Source organism: Streptomyces apocyni, from assembly GCF_009739465.1.
GTDB lineage: Bacteria > Actinomycetota > Actinomycetes > Streptomycetales > Streptomycetaceae > Streptomyces > Streptomyces apocyni.
The window spans coordinates 159665-177205 of sequence record NZ_WHOM01000068.1 but is presented as its reverse complement, the minus strand read 5'-3'; the positions used below and the strand labels follow the sequence as shown (position 1 = coordinate 177205).

Genomic DNA, 17541 nt, shown 5'->3' with positions numbered 1-17541 from the left:
CGACAGCCGGACAGACACGACGGCCGGACTCAGTGCCCCGAGGTCGCCTTCAGCCCCACCACCGCCACCAGCAGCAAGCAGATGAAGAAGATGCGCGCCGCGGTGACCGGCTCACCGAGCACCACCATGCCGAGCACCGCCGCCCCGGCCGCGCCGATGCCGACCCATACGCCGTACGCGGTACCGATGGGCAGCGTCTTCGCGGCGTACGACAGCAGGATCATGCTCGCGACGATCCCCGCGCCGGTGAGCACGCTGGGCACCAGACGAGTGAATCCGTCGGTGTACTTCATCCCGATCGACCAGCCGACCTCAAGCAGTCCAGCGACCGCGAGCAGAATCCAGGCCATGACGACACCTCCGAAATGTGGGCTTCAGGGGTGCGTCGTCTTTGCGAATCCCGGTACGGCGCGTCTCGTCGGGTTCTTTCCAAGGTAGCAAAAGGCGCCGATCGGCCACGGAAAAGGCCTGGTGACTCCGGTCACCAGGCCTTTCCACAGATCTCGCAGACCGCTTTGATCTCTTAGAGGTACAGCCCCGTCGAGTCCTCGGAGCCCTCGAACCGGTCGGCGGCGACCGCGTGCAGGTCGCGCTCCCGCATCAGCAGGTAGGACACACCCCGCACCTCGACCTCGGCCCGGTCCTCCGGGTCGTACAGCACCCGGTCGCCGGGTTCCACCGTGCGGACGTTCTGCCCGACCGCGACCGCTTCCGCCCAGGCCAGCCGTCTCCCGACGGCCGCGGTCGCCGGGATCACGATGCCGCCGGTCGAGCGCCGCTCGCCTTCCGCGTCGGATTTGACCAGCACCCGGTCGTGCAACATCCGGATGGGCAGCTTGTCGTGGTGGCTGCTCTGTTCGTGTCTGCCTGGCTGATGACTGTTGGCGCTCACGGCACCGAACTTACCTGGCCCGGCCCTGGTCGTACGCCGCCGGGTCAGCCCCTTTACGTACCGTTCAGCTCCTTCTGCGGCGCGCGGAGATCGTGAGCAGTCCCACGACCCCGACCACCACAAGGGCCGCTGGCACCACCCGCTCCAGCCGGGGCGCGCCGTCGTCGTCCACGAACTGGGCCTTCACATCGGTGACGGCGCGGTTGACGCCGACGTACGCGCGCCCCAGGGTCTGGTCGACGCTTCCCATGATGCGTGCCTTCGCGTCGCCGACGATGGTCGACGGGTGCACCCGCACACCGATCTCGTCGAGCGTCGCGGCCAGCTGCTCGCGCCGGCGCTTGATGTCCGCCTCGATCTCGGTGGGAGTCCTGGCATCCGACACCGCGCTGCCTCCGTGTCATCGTGTCCGTCGACGGACAGGTCGTCAGTCGGACAGGTCGTCTGTACGGACAGTCTGTCAGTTCCCCGGCCCCGGCACCTCACAGCACCCCCGTTACGCTCATGCCGTACCAGACCAGACCAGAGCGCCAGACCAGAGCGCCTGTGCCCGTACGGCACCCCTGAGCGAGGAGACCCCCGATGAGCGAGCGCCTACAGCCCGGTGACACCGCCCCCGCCTTCACCCTGCCCGACGCGGACGGCAAGGACGTCTCTCTCGCGGACCACCAGGGTCGCAAGGTCATCGTCTACTTCTACCCGGCCGCGCTGACCCCGGGCTGCACCAAGCAGGCCTGCGACTTCACGGACAACCTGGACGTGCTGGCGAGCGCGGGCTACGACGTGATCGGGGTTTCGCCGGACAAGCCGGAGAAGCTGGCCAAGTTCCGCGAGAAGGAGGACCTGAGGGTCACGCTGGTCGGCGACCCGTCGAAGGAGACCCTTGAGGCGTATGGCGCGTTCGGCGAGAAGAAGCTGTACGGCAAGGTCGTGACCGGTGTCATCCGGTCCACGATCGTCGTGGACGAGGCGGGCAAGGTCGAGCACGCGTTCTACAACGTGAAGGCCACCGGGCACGTCGCGAAGATCATCAAGGACCTCGGCATCTGAGTCACTGAGTCGCTTAGTCGCTGAGTCGCTTAGGGGCCCGGCTCAGAGTTCGGCAGGCGCCGTCCCCTTGAGCAGGCTGGGGTCGAGGGCCTCCCCCATCCTGCGGTAGCCCGCGTCGCTGGGGTGCAGATGGTCGCCGGAGTCGTACTCGGCACGCAGCCTGCGCGGGTCGTACCGGTCGCGCAGGGCCAGGTCGAAGTCCACGTAGGCGTCGAAGACCCGGCCCGCGCGGATCTCGTCGTTCACCGCCACCCGTACGGCCTCCAGGCGCGGCGTGTGGCCGCGGTGACCGCCGAACGGCATCAGGGTCGCGCCGACGACGCGCAGGCCGCGCGCGTGCGCCTGCCGGGTCATCTCGCGCAGACCGGCGGTGATCTCGCCGGGGTCGGTCCGGTGCGGGTTGCGCAGGATGTCGTTGACGCCGAGGGCGATCACCACGCACCGGACGCCGCTGCGGCTGAGTACGTCGCGCTCGAAGCGGGACAGCCCGCTGGGGTTGTCGGCGGGGCGGCCGGGGCGGCGGGGGCCGTCGGAGAGGATGCGGTTGCCGCTGATGCCCTGGTTGAGGACGGTGTAGCGGGGTGCGCCCGGCTCGTCGCGTAGCCGGGCCGCGAGGACGTCGGTCCAGCGGGCGTTGGCGCCGACGGTGGAGGTGACGCCGTCGGTGAGCGAGTCCCCGATGACGACGACCGCGCCCTTGGCGTCCTGGGTCAGCACGTCGACGGCGGTCAGATAGCGCCAGTACGGGCTCTGCTCGATGTAGCTGCCGCCGGGTCCGTCCGCGACGCGGTCGCCGGGGGCCATGTACGAGAACTGCCGGGCGTGCCGATGGTAGGTGACCGGGCCCGACGGGGCCGGTGCGTAGGTGCTGACCAGCAGGTCGGCGTCGGCCGGTACCCGCAGTCGCACCTCGTCGCTGAGCGCCTGCCGCCCCGGCGGGATCACCACGGAGTGGTTGCCGCCGAAGGTGAGGCGGCGCAGGGTGCCGCGGGCGGCGGCCGGGGTGTCAGGGCCCTCGGCCACGGCGATGGAGGCGTGGGTGAGGGTGAGCGGCTGCTGTCCGTAGAGGTTGGAGAGGGTGACGCGGGCGCGGGTCCCGCCGAAGCTGGTGTGCACGACGTTACGGATCGACTTGCCCGGGTAGCCCGCCTGGCTGTCTGGTTCGGCTCCGGCGGGGGACGCGGACCAGGTGCCGACCCAGGTGCCGGACGAGGCGGGGTCCGCGCTTCCGGCGGGGGTGCGCGGGGCCGGGTGCAGGGTGTCACGGGAGCTGGTGTCGCCCGCGAATCCGACGTATATGGCGGCGGAGATCAGCACCACGATGGCCGCGAGCGCGGCAAGCAGTGCGTAGCCATGGCGCCGGGTCATGCGGGTGTATCTCCTCGGGCTGAGGGAGCCCGGGGCTCCGTTTGACGATCCCATTTTGCGGTATGCCGCCGGAGGTCGCCGCTCGCCCCCTGCGTCTGACTTGCGTCTGACTGCGTCTGACTGCGTCTGATCAGACGCAGGGAACTCATGGACCGTTCCAGGAGTAGCTGAGGTAGGGACAATGCGGGGGTGGAGCGGATGGAAGAAGAGACAGCAGAGGCGTCGACGTCATCTTCGACGTCTTCGACGTATTCGTCGACAAAGGCATACCCGGGCCCCATGCACGCGGACACTCCCGCGGACGCGGAGAAGCGGCGCGGGGTACGCCGGATGAAGGCCACCGCGACCGGAATGCTGGTCCTGGTCGCGGTGGTGTTCGTCCTCGCCAAGTGGGCGCAGAGCGCCGGGGCGGGCGGCTGGACGGGGTATGTCGCCGCCGCGGCCGAGGCCGGAATGGTCGGCGCGCTCGCCGACTGGTTCGCGGTCACCGCGCTGTTCAAGCGCCCGATGGGCCTGCCCATCCCGCACACCGCGATCATCCCGACCAAGAAGGACCAGCTCGGCGAGTCCCTCGGGGACTTCGTCGGGGTGAACTTCCTGTCCCAGGACGTCGTACGCGAGCGGCTGCGTTCGGTTGGCATCGCCGGTCGGCTCGGTGCCTGGCTGTCCCAGCCCGAGCACGCCGACCGGGTGACGGCCGAGCTGTCGACGGCCCTGCGCGGCGCGCTGACGGTGCTGCGTGACTCCGATGTGCAGGCGGTGGTCGGTGAGGCCATCACGCGGCGGGCCGACGCCGTCGAGGTCGCCCCAGGGATCGGCAGGACGCTGGAGAAGATCGTTGAGGACGGCGGGCACCGGCGCGTGGTGGACCTGATCTGCGCACGGGCGCACGACTGGCTGATCGAGCACGGTGACCAGGTGCTGGACGCCGTGCAGGGCGGTGCCCCCGGCTGGACGCCGCGGTTCGTGGACAAGAAGGTCGGCGATCGCGTCTACAAGGAACTGGTGCGCTTCGTCACCGAGATGCGCGACATGCCCGAACACCCGGCCCGCGGCGCCCTGGACCGCTTCCTCGCCGACTTCGCGGCCGACCTCCAGTCCGACACCGAGACCCGGACGCGGGTCGAGCGGCTGAAGTCGGAGGTGCTGGCGCGTGGCGAGGTGCAGGACATCATCGCCTCGTCCTGGGCGAACGTACGACAGATGCTGGTGGCCGCGTCCGAGGACGAGCGGAGCGAACTGCGGCTGCGGGTACGGGCCGGACTAATGTCGCTGGGCGCGCGGCTGGCTTCGGACGAGCGGCTGCGGTCGAAGGCGGAGGGCTGGGTGGAGGATGCGGCGGCGTATGTGGTGACGACGTACCGCAGCGAGATCACTTCGCTGATCACGGACACGGTGGCGGGCTGGGACGCCCAGCACACCTCGCGGAAGATCGAGGCGCACATTGGGCGCGACCTGCAGTTCATCCGGATCAACGGGACGGTGGTGGGGGCGCTGGCGGGGTTGGTGATCTATACGGTGGTGACGGCGGTAGGGGCGTAGCCGTGGAACCCGCGCGCGCCGCACAGCTGTCGGGCCCTGTGCACAGGGTCGCCGTGCTGGTCCGCCATGGTGTGCTGCCCATGGAACTCGGCCTGGTGCACCAGCTGTTCGGCGAGGCCAGATCGCTAGGCGGTGAGCGGCTGTACGCGGTGACCACCTGCGCCCTGACCCCGGGCCTGGTCCGTACCGACGCCGACTTCCCCGTGTACGCGGCGCACGGCCCCGAGGCGTTGGCCGCGGCGGACACCGTACTGGTCCCCGCCTCCCACGAGGAGGACGAGTACTTCGGCGAGAACGGAGGCCTGCCCGCCGACCTGGCCGCCGCCCTGGGGCGGGTCGGGGACGCGGCCCGGATCGCCTCCATCTGCACGGGTGCGTTCGTGCTCGCGGAGTTCGGCCTGCTGAACGGACTGCGGGCCACCACGCACTGGCTCTCCACGGACCTCTTCGCGCGTCGGTACCCGGCCGTCGAGGTCGACCCCGGGGTGCTGTACGTGGACGAGGGCCGGGTCCTCACGTCGGCGGGCGAGGCCGCGGGCATCGACCTGTGCCTGCACATGATCCGCCGCGACTTCGGCGCGGCGATCGCCGCGGACGTGGCCCGCCGTACGGTCGTGCCTCCGCACCGGGAAGGCGGCCAGGCGCAGTACATCCCGCGCCCGGTCGCCGAGCCCGAGGTGTCGTCGACGGCCGGGGCCCGCGCCTGGGCCCTGGACCAGCTCGCTCAGCCGTTGACGCTGCGCGAGCTGGCGGCGCGCGAGTCGATGAGCGTACGTACCTTCAGCCGCCGCTTCCGCGAGGAGGTCGGGCTCACGCCGATGCAGTGGCTGACCCGGCAACGGATCGAGCGGGCCCGGCAGTTGCTGGAGGAGACCGACCGTACGGTGGAGCGCGTCGCCGAGGAGGCGGGTTTTGGTACGGCGGTGTCCCTGCGGCAGCACTTCCACGCGTCGTTGGGGGTGACGCCACGGGCGTACCGGGCTACGTTCCGGGGCCCGTCGGCTCACCGGGGCCCGTCGGCTGCGACGTAACCCCTCGCCGGATCCCCCTGCCCGCCGATCGTTTTCGGCCGCGACACGCCCGGGCCGGGAAGGCGGAACGAGGAGCCGCCCAGGCCCGCGCATCCCGCGCGCCCCGCACATGTCCAAAGCTCATCTCGACTTTGCGTCAAGCCAGTTGAAGATCACGGACGAACTCCCGCATCCCACCCGCACCCTTTCACATCACCATCAGGGCGAAGTTTCGGGCAGAGTGTTTGACACCGATCGACCGGAACAAGGAGCGGTACAGGTGATCTGTTACGGGCCCTCCGTCCTAGACCTCGCAGACGACCTGGTGGACGCCTACGCGGAGGTTTTCTCGGCCCCGCCGTGGAACGAGGGTGAAGAAAGCATTCAGCGATTCCACTACCGCCTGTGCGCCAGCGCCAGGCACCCGGGTTTCCGTGCGGCACTGGCCCAGTCGGGATCGGGCATCGACGGCTTCGCCACCGCCTGGCTCACCCCCGACCGCCTCCCGGACACCCGCAATCACGCCAAGGTCGTCGCCCAACTCGGCCCGCGCCGCGTGAGCGAGCTGCTGTCCGGCGCGCTGGAACTCGACGAACTCGCCGTGCGCCGCCACGCCCGCCCCCAGGGTGTGGGCCGCACCCTGCTGACCGAGCTCGCCGGTGACGCCCCGGACGGGCGGGCCTGGGTGCTGATGGCCCGCCGCGCCGAGGACGCGGTGGCGAGCTACCGCCGCCTGGGCTGGCGCGAGGTGGCACCGCTGCCGGACGCGTCGAACGAGGTGCTGGTGTTTCTGGCGCCGGGGCACCCGGCGGCGGCGTGACCTGTACTTGACAGCCAACATATCGCTTATCGATACTATCGATAAGCGATATGTTGGCTGACTGGGTGGCAGGGGAGTTATGGGTACGAAGTCGCGGTGGAGCTGGAGCCGGACCGACAGCCGGGTGCTTGAGCTGGGCCTGGGCCTGGCCACGCTGCTGGTCGGCGTCTTCGGCGTACTGCTCCCGGTCCTCGGCGTCATCGGCCTCATGGACCCGGCGGACACCCGCGCGGTGGAGACGGAGGTCGCCACACGGGTGCCGGACGCCGTGACGGACTCCCTCGCCAGCTCCGCGCAGGGCGACACGCTCACGCTGACCGGCACCCACCACGCCGACCTCGTCATCGCCGACCCGAGCCTGGGCCAGCGCCTGCTGCTCGTGCTGCCTGAGCTGGTCGGGAGTGTGCTGCTCGTCCTCATCCTGCTGCTGGTGTTCCAGATCGCCCGTACCCTGCGCGGCGGCGATGTCTTCGCGCCGCGCAACATCCGACGGCTGAGCGTCATCGGCGTGACTCTGCTCGTGCTGGCCGTGCTCGACCCGCTGCTCGTGGCGTTCACCAATCAGATGCTGGTGAACGGCACCGTGGCGGCGGAACACGTACTGCTCTCGGTCACCTTCACCGGCGAGTTCGTTCTGCTCGCTTTCCTCATCCTCGCGCTGAGCGAGGCCTTCCGGCGCGGCGCGAAGCTGCGCGCCGACACGGAAGGGCTCGTCTGATGCCACCCGAGGACGAGCACCGGGTCCAGGTCCACCTGGACAAGCTGCTCGCGGAGCGCGGGATGACCCTGGCCGAACTGGCGGCCAGGGTCGGCGTGACGGTCGTCAACCTCTCCGTCCTGAAGAACGACCGGGCCAAGGCCATCCGCTTCCGCACCCTCACCGCGATCTGCCGCGAACTGAACTGCCAGCCCGGGGACCTGCTCAGCGTCCGCGACGACTAGGCCCTGTCTTCAAACTCCCGTCGTCGCCCTAGTCCCGGAGTTTGCTCGCTTGGCGTACGGCATCGGCCAGTTGGCGCACCTCGCGCTCATCGGACGCGTCCGCCAGGTCGGAGGCGCGGTCCGCCAGCCTCTTCAGCGGCATGGCACCGGGTAGCGAGCCGGACGGCGGGCCCGGCTCGCCGTCGTACGCCGAGCTGCCGGGCCCCTCGTCATACACGGAGCCACCGTTCTTCGGCTGATAGCTGCCGCCGCTGCCGCCACCCGCCGACCGCAGCGCATCCGCGAAGTACGCGGCTACCGCCGCCACCTGGAACCGCCGGTCGGCGCCGCCCCACAACCGCCCGTCCAGAGCCCCGGCCTCGATCCGCGCCGACTCCTCGTGCGGGGCCCGGGTACGGGGGTCGAGCCAGCGTACGGTCGCGGTGGCGACGTGGCCGTCGCCGCCCTTGCCCTTGAGCCGTACCGCGTACAGAGCGGTCACCGTGTGCCCCGGCCCGACCTCGCCGCCATCCACGCGGTCGTCGCGGAAGTCCTCGTCGGCGACCCGCCGGTTGTCGTAGCCGATGAGCCGGAACTCCTCGACGGTCTCCGGATCGAAGGCGACCTGCGCCTTGGCGTCGCGAGCGCGCAACTCGACGTTGGTGGGGAGCTGTTCGACGAACACCTTACGGGCGGACTCGTCATCCGCGACGTAAGCGGTGTGCCCGTCCCCCTTGTTGGTGAGGCGCTCCATCAGAGCATCGCCGTACTGACTGCCGACACCCACACCGAAGAGCGTGATCCCGTGCCTCTTGCGGGCCTTGCCGATCCGCTCGAGGATCGCGTCGGCGTGGGTCTCACCGGTGTTGGCCAGCGCGTCGGAGAGGATCACGACCCGGTTGGTCGCACCGGGCCTGCGGCCGTCGACGGCTTGCCCGTATCCGGTGCGTACGCCCGCGTCGAGGTTGGTGGAACCACCGGTTTCCAGTTCGCGGATGGCCCGTTGGACCTCGTCCCGGCCGGAGCCGATGCGGGTCATCGGCAGGACGGTCCTGGCCTTGTCATCGAAGGTGACCAGGGCGACCGAGTCATCCCGGCGCAGTTGGCCCGTCATGGTCTTCAGCGACCTGCGGACCAGGTCGAGACGGCCTGGCTCGGCCATCGAACCGGATACATCGATAACGAAGGTGAGTACGGCGGGCGGACGCGCCCCGCTCTTCGACGCGGACTTGGTAGCGAGCCCCACCCGCACCAACGACCAGTCCCCCTCGCCCTTGCCCTCGCCCTCCCCGCCGCCGAGACGCGCGCCGTCCACCGAAACCGAGATGCCGTTGCCCTTCGGCTGCGGATAGCCCTGACGGAAGCTGTTGACGAATTCCTCGGCCCGTACGGTCGACGGTTCCGGCAACCGCCCCTCGCTGAGCGAGCGGCGCGCGTAGCCATACGAGGCGGTGTCCACGTCCAGCGCGAACGTGGACAGGTAGTCCGGCGACGGGGCGATATCCCGCTCGGCACCATCCTGGCCGGACTCGGGAGCGGGGCCACCGTCCGTCGGCTGGGCGGGCGCGGGCCCCGGCCCGGACCCGCCGCGTTTGTCGCTGCCTCGGTTCGCGGAGTTGTCCCCGGCACCGGAGCAGCCGCTGACCAGCATCACCGCCGCGAGCGCCCCAGCCACCAACGAGCCGCGCATCCGCCGCCCCCGTGCCCGAGTGCGTTCCTGGTATCCCATGTGTGCCCCCTAGTTCAGACGTCTCGTGACTCTGACGCGGGAAGCACCCGAATGGAGCGGTACACCAAGTTGCGAGTGGATCTCATTACGGCAACCACAACGGATAGCCGACGTTGATGAGAGAGCTCAGGACACAGAAGTCCGGCAATTCGGCCGCCCAGCTGTCTCAAAGTCGCACAGTCACTGATGACCACCGACCGACAGGCGGCCACAAGCGCACCCCACCCCACCCCGACCCGGCGTAAGCGCGCTCGCTCTAGCTCTCGCTCTAGCTCTCACTCTCGCACCCGCGCCGAAGACCCAGCATGCAGAAGACCTTGTCGTACCGCCGCTCACCCACCGCCACGAAGTCCGGCAGCCGCCCGTACTCACGAAACCCCAGCGTCCGGTAGAGCCGCAGCGCGTGCGCGTTGTCCCCACGGGCGTCCAGCGTCAGCACCTCGACCCCCGCTTGCCGCGCGTCGTCCACCAGCGCGGCGGTCAACGCCCGCCCGATGCCGCGCCCCTGAGCCCACTCAGCCACCGCGACCTTCTCCAGATCGGCGTGCGGCCGATGCGTGGGCCGCGCGTACCGCACCCAGTAACCAACCCGGCAAGCCGCCCCTCCACATACGCGGCCCGCAGCGACGCATCCCCCGCCCGCACCCCGGCCTGCACCCGCCCGAGCACCTCAGCCACCTCACCCACGGACGGCGGCTCCACCCACCCCAACGCGGCCCCACCCCGCACCAGATCCCCCAGAACCCGCCGCGCCTCGCCCACGAACCCCTCATCCAGCTCGGGCGCGCTCAACATCACCGTCTCCATGGGGCCGCACCCTAACCAACCGAGCCACGCGCCTCCGCCAACGGACGGCTTCCCGTACGAACGGGTGGGCACCGCCCCCGACATCGTGGCGGCCCGGCGATGGGTGCGCGAAGCGCCCTGTCGACGGCCAGTAGCTACCGGCCGATCATCTGTTCCTGGGGACAACTCCCTCAAAGGCGCCCTCGGCCTGGACAGCGTCCACGAATCCGGCCCAGGCGGATGCGCTGAAGGCGAGCTGTGGGCCGTGGGGCACCTTGCTGTCGCGTACGGCCAGGTGCGGGGCGGCCTCGGCGATCTCCAGGCACTCGCCGCCCATGCCATTGCTGTAGCTACTCTTCCGCCACTTGGTGGCTGGGGGCAGCGTCATCGGGGGTGCTCCTCCATCACTCTCTTGATCAGTAGGGTCGACCGCTGTGGGCTTAGAGCTAGGGCCCTGAGATGGTCGAACGCCTTCCCGTAGAGGTCCACGTCCACGGGGTGCTCGAGATAGACGGAATCTGTAAGTCCTTCTCGGTACACCATGTCCGGGTCCTCCTGGTCCGGGAAGCCGAGGACGGTGAACGAACCAGTCGTCGGGTAGGAGCCCGCATCGAAGGGTAGGACTTGAACCGTCACGTTCCTCAACTTTGCCATTTCCAGCATACCTTCGAGCTGCCCCGTCATCACTTCACGGTTTCCGACGACATGCAGCAGCGCGCTCTGATGCACAACAACCCAGAGGTCCGGAGCGCTAGCGCCCATCAACAGCTCTTGGCGGCGCATGCGGACATCGACCATGCGCTGAATCGCCTCAGGCGTGTGGTCGACCCAGCCGCGGCTCAGTTCCGCAGCGTAGTTGGGCGTCTGTAGCAGCCCAGGAATGAATTCGCCCTGATAGCTCCGCAGGTTCGAAGCTGCCTGTTCCAGACCTACGTACACGGAGAACCACGAGGGCACGGCATCACCGTGGGCATGCCACCACCCCTTCGTTTTCGACTCCTTCGCAAGGGACTTGAGCAGTTCGCGGAGCTCGTCCGAGGTGTCGTAGAACCGGCATAGCGCGTCCACGTCGGATGGCTGCACGCGTCCCTGGCCGGTCTCCATGCGGTTGACCTTGGAGCCGCTCCAGTCCAACTCCTTGCCCACCTGGTTGCAGGTGAGGTCGTTCGCCTCACGGAGCTTCTTGAGCTCGATCGCCAGCCTGCGGCGCCGTGCGGTGGGTGAACCGGCCACTGCAACTCCTCGTTCCGTAGCGGAAGCTCCATCTCATCGGAAGAGGGCTGGATCGCCAATCACTCAATGGGGGGAATCCCGTTGTGCACATTGCATGAAGGGATTCGCCGATGGGATTCTCGCACTGAGAGTGATGGATCGTCACGTGGCGTGCGGCAGCTGTGTGGGAGGTTGGCGAAGGTGACCTACGCGAACGACTGTGTCAGGCGGAAGGCCTGGGACCTGGACTTTGAGGCCGAGGCGAGTGAGGTCGCGGGCCTGCGCAGGGTGATGCGGCTGCATCTGACCCTGTGGGGGTTGCCGGAACTGGTCGACATGGCGCAGCTCTGCGTCTCGGAGCTAACAGCGAACGTCATCAACCATGTGGGCGTCGGCACGCCCACCACACTCGCGGTCTCCATGCGCGATACCTACCTACGCATCGAGATGCACGACCCGGACGCGCGCGCTTTGCCCACGCTGCTCGATGTGGCGTGTGACGCGGAGGCAGGGCGCGGAATGTCGACGATCGATGTGATCACCGACCGGTGGGGCGTCATTCTCCGGGAGAACAGCAAGGTGGTGTGGTGTGAGCTGGCCACCGAGCTGACGTCACCGAACGGCCACACAGGCGGGCCGCGAGTGACGCAGGCCGAGGAGTGTCTTTCGCTTTACGGGGGCGCCCGCCGACTGCGTCCGCCCAGCTCCTCCGGTCGGCTGAGCTTGGGCGTAGCCGAAGTTGCGGCGATTGATCTCATCTCTGACATCCTCCACTGGCTCCGCGCCCACGGCTGTGATCCGGACGAGGCCCTGGACCGGGCTCAGGTGCGCTTCGAGGGCGAGCTGGAGCAGGCCGTCGCCGAATGAGCGACGCGGCGACCCGATCTAACTCGCGGCGATCGTGGCCGAGTACGTCCACACGTCGGCGGGTAGCGGGTGGTGCAAGTCCCAGGCGATCGCCATGGGCTTACTGCCGGTGTGCGATATGTACGTGGCCGGGCCCAGGAGCATCCACGGCTCGGGCTTGCCGCTGCCGATGTCAGAGTACTTGTAGCGACGCATGAAGAGGAGGATGTGGCTGCCCTGTTGGGCATGCCGCTGGTAGCGCAGGCCTGTGGGCGAGGTCTCCGATGTTGTGCTCTGCGACTCCCAGTGGAAGCGCGTGGGGCTGATCGCGTAGTCCCTGTACCGGACGGTCGGGGAGAAGTCCCTGTCGTCCTTCTCTCGGGTGATGAGCAGGGCGTCTGTTCTCGGCCCCTCGGCCCAGAGAACACCGGAGGCGAAGGAGCCCGGCATCTGGCCGCCCAGGCGTCCTACTCCGAGTGCGGCCAGGATCTCGGAGCGGTTGTAGGTGCTGTGGATCTTCAGAGGAAGGTGGCGGTGTGGGCCATCGAGTGGGAGCGGGAAGTGGTCCATGCGCGTGCGCACGTACGACAGTACCTGGCGTAGTTCGTCGCGCAGGGCGTGCTGGTCGCGGAGTGAGTCAAGGCCCTGCTGGTAGCTGGAGAAACCTCCGGCCTTGTCCCAGAGGTTGAAGAACAGCATGCGGGCGTAGGCCTGCTCGCCCGAGGTCAGGGCCTCGTAGGGCGGAGCGTCGTCCGAGAGGAGGCGCAGATAGGCATCGGCCCGCTCGACGTCGTCGATGTGCAGGAAGGCATAGACGCGCTTGAGGAGTTCCTGCTCGCCAACCGGGGCCGGGGTGTCGATGAGCCCCGCTCTGCGCAGAACGGTGGTCCAGGACGTCCCGTTCTTGTAGAGCTCCTTGATGTCGCGGTGGCTGTCCTCCAGATAGGCATCGAGCTGCGGGATGCCGTAGGCCTTGACCTCCTTGGCCAGGGTTCCGACGTCCGTCCTCAGCTGCGTGCGGATGTTCTTGAGGATCAAGTCCTTCGACTTGCCCTCCAGGACGATCTGGCAGCCGGAGGGAAGCTGCGGGAAGTCCTGGTCGATGTGCCGGACTAGCCGTCCCCGGGAAAGGTTTGTCAGAGCGCGGAACTGGTTCTCGAAGCGGAACTCCGCACGATGCTGGCCGATGAAGTCCAGCACGGTGAGCACGGGCTTGTTGTCGGTACGTCGAAGGCCGCGCCCGAGCTGCTGGAGGAAGACCGTCGCACTGTTGGTGGGACGGAGAAGGAGCAGGGTGTCGACGTCCGGGATGTCGAGGCCCTCGTTGAACAGGTCGACGGAGAAGATGACCTGGAGCTTCCCGGCTTTGAGGGCGGCGAGCGCCGCCTCTCGCACCTCGGCGGGTGACTCGCTGTCCAGGGCCGTGGCCTGGAACCCGGCCTCGCGGAAGCACGCCGCCATGAAGTGCGCATGGGCCTTGGTCACACAGAATCCCAGGGCCCGCATGGCAGCCGGGTCGGAGATCTTGTCCGCGATCTGCTTGAGCACGATCCGGGCGCGGGCGTGGTTGCCTGTGAGGACGTTGCTCAGCTCGTGCCGGTCGTAGCTGCCTGACTGCCAGCCCAGGCGGGTGAGGTCGGTGCCGTCTGGGATGCCGAAGTAGTGGAACGGGCACAGCAGGTCGTTCTCCAGCGCCTCCCAGAGGCGCAGTTCGGCCGCGATGCGTCCGTCGAAGTACTCGTCCTGCACGTTGACCCCGTCCATCCGCTCAGGGGTGGCCGTGAGACCCAGCAGCTGGTCTGGGGTGAAGTGCTTCAGGACGCGCTCGTATGTCTTCGCCTTGGCGTGGTGAAACTCGTCGATCACGATGATGTCGAAGTGGGCGGGGTCGAGTTGCTCCAGGCGCTGGACGTTGAGTGACTGGACGTTGGCGAAGACATGCTGCCAGTCGGCGGGTCGCTCCCCGGAGTAGAGCAGCTCACCGAAGGAAGCGTCGTCGAGCACCTCGCGGTACGTCCTCAGCGACTGTCTGAGGATCTCCTTGCGGTGAGCCACGAACAGCAGCCGGGGATTCCGTCCGCCGTACTGCTTGCGCAGGGCCCGGTAGTCCAGGGCAGCCATGACCGTCTTGCCCGTACCGGTGGCCGCGACGAGGAGATTGCGAGGCCGCCCGTGGATCTCCCGTTCAATGCGGAGTCGCTCCAACATGTCCCGCTGGTGGGGGAGTGGGTGCACCGCAAGGCCGGACAGGTTGAGGGGGAGGTCCTTGGCGGACCCGCCTCCTCCCGCCTTGGCCAGGGCCGTCTTCAGGCGCTCGCCGTCCCGGTCCGGGTCGTACTCCTCGAACGCGCTGTCGCTCCAGTACGCGTCGAAGGTGGCCTCGAACTTGTCCAGCACCGCGCCGGTCGCCACGGAGGACAGCCGGACGTTCCACTCCAGTCCGTCGAGTAGCGCGGCCCTGGACAGGTTCGAACTTCCTACGTAGGCGGTATCGAAGCCGCTGTCCCGTCGGAACAACCACGCCTTCGCGTGCAGGCGCGTCGACCGGATCTCGTAGTTGACCCGTACCTCGGCGCCGAACTCCCGGACGAGACGGTCCAAGGCGTGGCGGTCCGTGGCGCCGAGGTAGGTCGTCGTGATGACCCGGATGGGTACCCCGCGCTCCTTGGCCGCGCGCAGCGACTCCTCCAGGACCCGGATGCCGTACCACTTCACGAACGCGCACAGCAGGTCGATGCGGTTGGCGGTGGCGAGCTCGGCACGCAACTCGGCGCCCAGGCTAGGGTCCTGGGGGGAGTTCGTGAGGAGGGCGGTTTCGGAGAGGGGTGTCAGCGGCCGCATCGCGTATACGCCGGGCGCTTCCTGCTCGGCGAGGGCCAGGAGTTGGCGTGGGCCGTCGGCGATGCGCTCGGTGGCGGTGTCGGAGTCCGCGTCGGGCGCGCTCGCGGCCAGGATGTCCATGATCTGGTTCGCCGCTGCGACTCGCTTGGCAGGCGGGAGGAGACCGAGTCGGTGGCGGGCGGATTCGGCGATGTGGCGCGCCAGCACATCGGGTGAGGAGTCCTCGCCGACCTCAGCGTCGACGGCCTTCCAGCCCTGGGCTTCGAGTTGCTCTATCCGCCCCCGCAACTCGGTGGTGATGAGCTTCTCGTAGATGCCCGCCACCGCGTGCGTGCCGCCGTCCGCCCCCTGAGCCACATCGTCCCCCTCGGTCGTCACCCGTTGCCGTGTCTCAGTTCTAGCAGGGGCCACTGACAAACGAGGAGGTGGAAGTGGTCGTCGATCGTGCTACAGCGTCTCGGGGCGCCCGTGGCACTCAGCGTAGGGCTGGGCCGAGCCGCACCAGCAGTTGCCCTCTGGGGGCCAGGGGGTTGCGCGGCCTCGGGCTGCCAGGGTTGTGGCGTATTGGGGGAGGAGGTCTGGGTCCGCGGGGGATGTTGACTCTGAGGCGGCGAAGGCCTCGTAGGAGGGGACTGTCGCGGTGACGACGCCGAGGTTGGGGGTTCCGGAGGCGGCTAGTTCGCGGAGGGACGCTTCTATGGTCGCCAAGTGTTCGGCGTGGGACGGGTACTCGGTGGCCAGGGTCGGGTACGCCGTGAGGAGTTCGGTGAGTTCGGTGGACGGCCAGTGCAGGACCGCTACCGGGAACGGGCGGGAGAGGGCCTCGCGGTAGGTGCCCAGTTCGGCGCGGAGGCGGGCGATCTCGGCGCGGAGTTCGACCGGGTTCTCGGAACCGAGTGACCACAGGCGTTTGGGGTCGTGGAGTTCGTCCAGGGGGATGGGGGAGGGGTGGATCTCGTCCGCCAGGGCGTCCCAGGCGTCGTGGTCCAGCCCCAGCAGGCGGCGTACGCGGTGGCGGCCGTAGAGGAGGGGGTGGGTTTCCTTGGGGGTGCGGTCGGCGGTGGGGGGTGTGGTGAGGAGGAGGGTGGTGGCTTCTGTGAATACCTCGTGGGCCGACTGGAGTTCGTCGTGGGACTCCAGAGACTCGGCGATGATCACCCAGGGGGCGGGGGAGCGGGGGGCCGTGGCGCGCAGGCCGTCGATGATCGCGCGGGCTTCCGCCTCGTGGCCGTACTCCCAGAGGTTCGCGGCCTTCAAGGCGCGGATCAGGGAGGCTTCGCGGGTCGCGTCGGCCGGGCGGGCCAGGAGGTCGTCGTAGAGCGTGGTGGCCCGCTCGCGCTCACCGGCCAGCTCAAAGTGGGCGGCCGCCTGGAGCAGCAGGTGCTCGACGTCCTCGGGGTACTGCGCCGCAGTGCGTAGCAGGCGCTCGGCTTCGGCTGTGTGGTCGGCAGGCGTGTCGGGGCGCATGAGAGACACCGTACTGCGGTGGGTGGGGTTGAGTGCAGGATCGTTCCGGTCCTGGGGCGGGGCTGGGGGTTGTGGGCCGGGTTAGGCCGGGTTAGGCCTGGTTGGGGGTGGCTGGGCCTGGTTGTTTGTGGGGGCAGCGTTTATCGTGCCCGCCGGTGGAGGGAGCGGGCGTGCGCGAGCGCGAGCGGGTTCCGGTGGTGGTTGAGCGGGGGCGTGCGCGGTGGCGGCGTTCGGGGTGGGCGCGGGGGCTCTGGGGCGCGGCTGAGGTCGCGGTCACGGTGGGTGTGGTGCTGCTGTTGCTTGTGGTGCATCAGGTGTGGTGGACCAACTGGGAGGCGCGGGAGGGCGCCGCGCGTCAGGTCAGGGCCCTGGAGGGGCAGTGGGAGAGGGGGGACGGGCGGGAGGGGGCGCCTTTGGTTTCCTCGGGGGGTTCCTCTGGTGCCGCTTCCCCCGAGGGGCGATCTCCTTCTCCTTCCGTGGGGGACGCGCCTGTTCGCCGTGAGAGTCGCCGCCCCAGCGGCCAGGGCGCCGCGCCCACGCCCCGCTCTGATCAGGTGTACGCCATTCTCGTCATCCCCCGGCTCGGCCTCCGTATCCCCGTCGCGGAGGGCGTCAGCAAGGCGGGCGTCCTGAACAAGGGGTACGCCGGTCACTATCCCGGCACCGCCCAGCCCGGCCGCGTCGGGAACTTCGCCCTCGCCGGGCACCGGAACACCCACGGCGAGCCCTTTCGCCACATCAACCGGCTGCGGGCTGGCGACGAGCTGACCGTCGAGACGCGGGAGGCGGTGTACGCGTACGCCGTCGACCGCACCCTGCCGGAGACCCTCCCCCGCGACCGGAGCGTGATCGCGGACGTGCCGCGCAGTGAGGTGAAGTCCGGGTACGGGTACCGCGAGCCCGGGTACTACCTCACCCTCACCACCTGCACCCCCGAGTACTCGTCCAAGTACCGGCTGGTGGTGTGGGGGAAGTTGACGTCCGTGACGCCCAGGGGTTAGGGCCGGGCACCCGGTAGGTCAGGTCGGCCGGGCAGGCCCGGTAGGGTGGACGAACG

General features: G+C 69.0%; 17 protein-coding genes, 1 pseudogene and 1 riboswitch. Of the genes and pseudogenes, 8 read left to right on the top strand and 10 right to left on the bottom strand.

Features of this window, described 5'->3' with window-relative positions; genetic code table 11:
• Positions 1–29: 29 nt before the first annotated feature.
• From GCN81_RS24645 to GCN81_RS24635, 3 genes are all read right to left on the bottom strand, one after another.
• Positions 30–350 (bottom strand): DMT family transporter, encoded by a 321-nt coding sequence (locus GCN81_RS24645; protein ID WP_156726652.1) that lies wholly within the window; start codon positions 348–350, stop codon positions 30–32.
• A 29-nt stretch (positions 351–379) separates the two neighbouring features.
• A riboswitch (guanidine-III (ykkC-III) riboswitch) is annotated at positions 380–449 on the bottom strand.
• Between the two features lie 74 nt (positions 450–523).
• Entirely contained in the window at positions 524–823 is a 300-nt protein-coding gene (locus GCN81_RS24640; RefSeq protein ID WP_156726742.1) for a GroES family chaperonin, read from the bottom strand.
• Positions 824–956: 133 nt separating this feature from the next.
• Complete coding sequence (locus GCN81_RS24635; RefSeq protein ID WP_156726651.1) at positions 957–1277, bottom strand: DUF3618 domain-containing protein; 321 nt, start codon at positions 1275–1277, stop codon at positions 957–959.
• A gap of 197 nt (positions 1278–1474) precedes the next feature.
• Between GCN81_RS24635 and bcp the strand changes: the two genes are divergently transcribed.
• Complete coding sequence (bcp, locus tag GCN81_RS24630) at positions 1475–1942, top strand: thioredoxin-dependent thiol peroxidase (protein ID WP_156726650.1); 468 nt, start codon at positions 1475–1477, stop codon at positions 1940–1942.
• A gap of 42 nt (positions 1943–1984) precedes the next feature.
• Here bcp and GCN81_RS24625 read toward each other — a convergent pair whose 3' ends face one another.
• A complete protein-coding gene (locus tag GCN81_RS24625; protein WP_156726649.1) occupies positions 1985–3310 on the bottom strand; it encodes an SGNH/GDSL hydrolase family protein in 1326 nt (441 codons plus the stop codon).
• Positions 3311–3508: 198 nt separating this feature from the next.
• On the opposite strand from GCN81_RS24625, the gene GCN81_RS24620 reads away from it, so the two are divergent.
• The 5 genes from GCN81_RS24620 (at position 3509) to GCN81_RS24600 (ending at position 7624) form a co-directional block, all read left to right on the top strand.
• Positions 3509–4852, top strand: a complete 1344-nt coding sequence (locus tag GCN81_RS24620; protein ID WP_156726741.1) for a DUF445 domain-containing protein — start codon at positions 3509–3511, stop codon at positions 4850–4852.
• Between the two features lie 80 nt (positions 4853–4932).
• A complete protein-coding gene (locus GCN81_RS24615; protein ID WP_156726740.1) occupies positions 4933–5883 on the top strand; it encodes a GlxA family transcriptional regulator in 951 nt (316 codons plus the stop codon).
• A 259-nt stretch (positions 5884–6142) separates the two neighbouring features.
• The gene (locus GCN81_RS24610) at positions 6143–6682 is read left to right on the top strand and encodes a GNAT family N-acetyltransferase (protein ID WP_231626939.1); all 540 of its coding nucleotides are present in this window, start codon (positions 6143–6145) and stop codon (positions 6680–6682) included.
• A gap of 79 nt (positions 6683–6761) precedes the next feature.
• Positions 6762–7400, top strand: a complete 639-nt coding sequence (locus tag GCN81_RS24605) for a DUF2975 domain-containing protein (RefSeq protein ID WP_156726647.1) — start codon at positions 6762–6764, stop codon at positions 7398–7400.
• On the top strand, positions 7400–7624 hold the full coding sequence (locus GCN81_RS24600; protein ID WP_156726646.1) for a helix-turn-helix domain-containing protein: 225 nt from the start codon (positions 7400–7402) through the stop codon (positions 7622–7624). Before GCN81_RS24605 ends, GCN81_RS24600 begins: the two co-directional genes overlap by 1 nt.
• A gap of 28 nt (positions 7625–7652) precedes the next feature.
• Here the strand turns inward: GCN81_RS24600 and GCN81_RS24595 are convergent, their stop codons facing one another.
• From GCN81_RS24595 to GCN81_RS24580, 4 genes and pseudogenes are all read right to left on the bottom strand, one after another.
• On the bottom strand, positions 7653–9332 hold the full coding sequence (locus tag GCN81_RS24595) for a vWA domain-containing protein (RefSeq protein ID WP_156726645.1): 1680 nt from the start codon (positions 9330–9332) through the stop codon (positions 7653–7655).
• A gap of 268 nt (positions 9333–9600) precedes the next feature.
• A pseudogene (locus GCN81_RS24590) lies at positions 9601–10139 on the bottom strand (N-acetyltransferase family protein).
• 145 nt (positions 10140–10284) lie between these two features.
• Complete coding sequence (locus tag GCN81_RS24585) at positions 10285–10506, bottom strand: DUF397 domain-containing protein (RefSeq protein WP_156726644.1); 222 nt, start codon at positions 10504–10506, stop codon at positions 10285–10287.
• Positions 10503–11351 carry a helix-turn-helix domain-containing protein gene (locus GCN81_RS24580; protein WP_197287759.1) on the bottom strand — a complete coding sequence of 283 codons (849 nt, stop codon included), beginning with the start codon at positions 11349–11351 and terminating at the stop codon, positions 10503–10505. The genes GCN81_RS24585 and GCN81_RS24580 overlap by 4 nt, the downstream gene beginning before the upstream one ends.
• A gap of 180 nt (positions 11352–11531) precedes the next feature.
• Between GCN81_RS24580 and GCN81_RS24575 the strand changes: the two genes are divergently transcribed.
• Complete coding sequence (locus GCN81_RS24575) at positions 11532–12197, top strand: ATP-binding protein (RefSeq protein ID WP_156726643.1); 666 nt, start codon at positions 11532–11534, stop codon at positions 12195–12197.
• 18 nt (positions 12198–12215) lie between these two features.
• On the opposite strand, the gene GCN81_RS24570 is transcribed toward GCN81_RS24575, so the two are convergent.
• On the bottom strand, positions 12216–15374 hold the full coding sequence (locus GCN81_RS24570) for a DUF3427 domain-containing protein (RefSeq protein ID WP_197287767.1): 3159 nt from the start codon (positions 15372–15374) through the stop codon (positions 12216–12218).
• A 90-nt stretch (positions 15375–15464) separates the two neighbouring features.
• Positions 15465–16484, bottom strand: a complete 1020-nt coding sequence (locus tag GCN81_RS24565; RefSeq protein ID WP_156726642.1) for an SEC-C domain-containing protein — start codon at positions 16482–16484, stop codon at positions 15465–15467.
• A gap of 107 nt (positions 16485–16591) precedes the next feature.
• Here GCN81_RS24565 and GCN81_RS24560 point away from each other — a divergent pair, with 107 nt between their 5' ends.
• Positions 16592–17485, top strand: a complete 894-nt coding sequence (locus tag GCN81_RS24560) for a class E sortase (protein WP_407698015.1) — start codon at positions 16592–16594, stop codon at positions 17483–17485.
• The last annotated feature ends 56 nt before the right edge of the window (positions 17486–17541 follow it).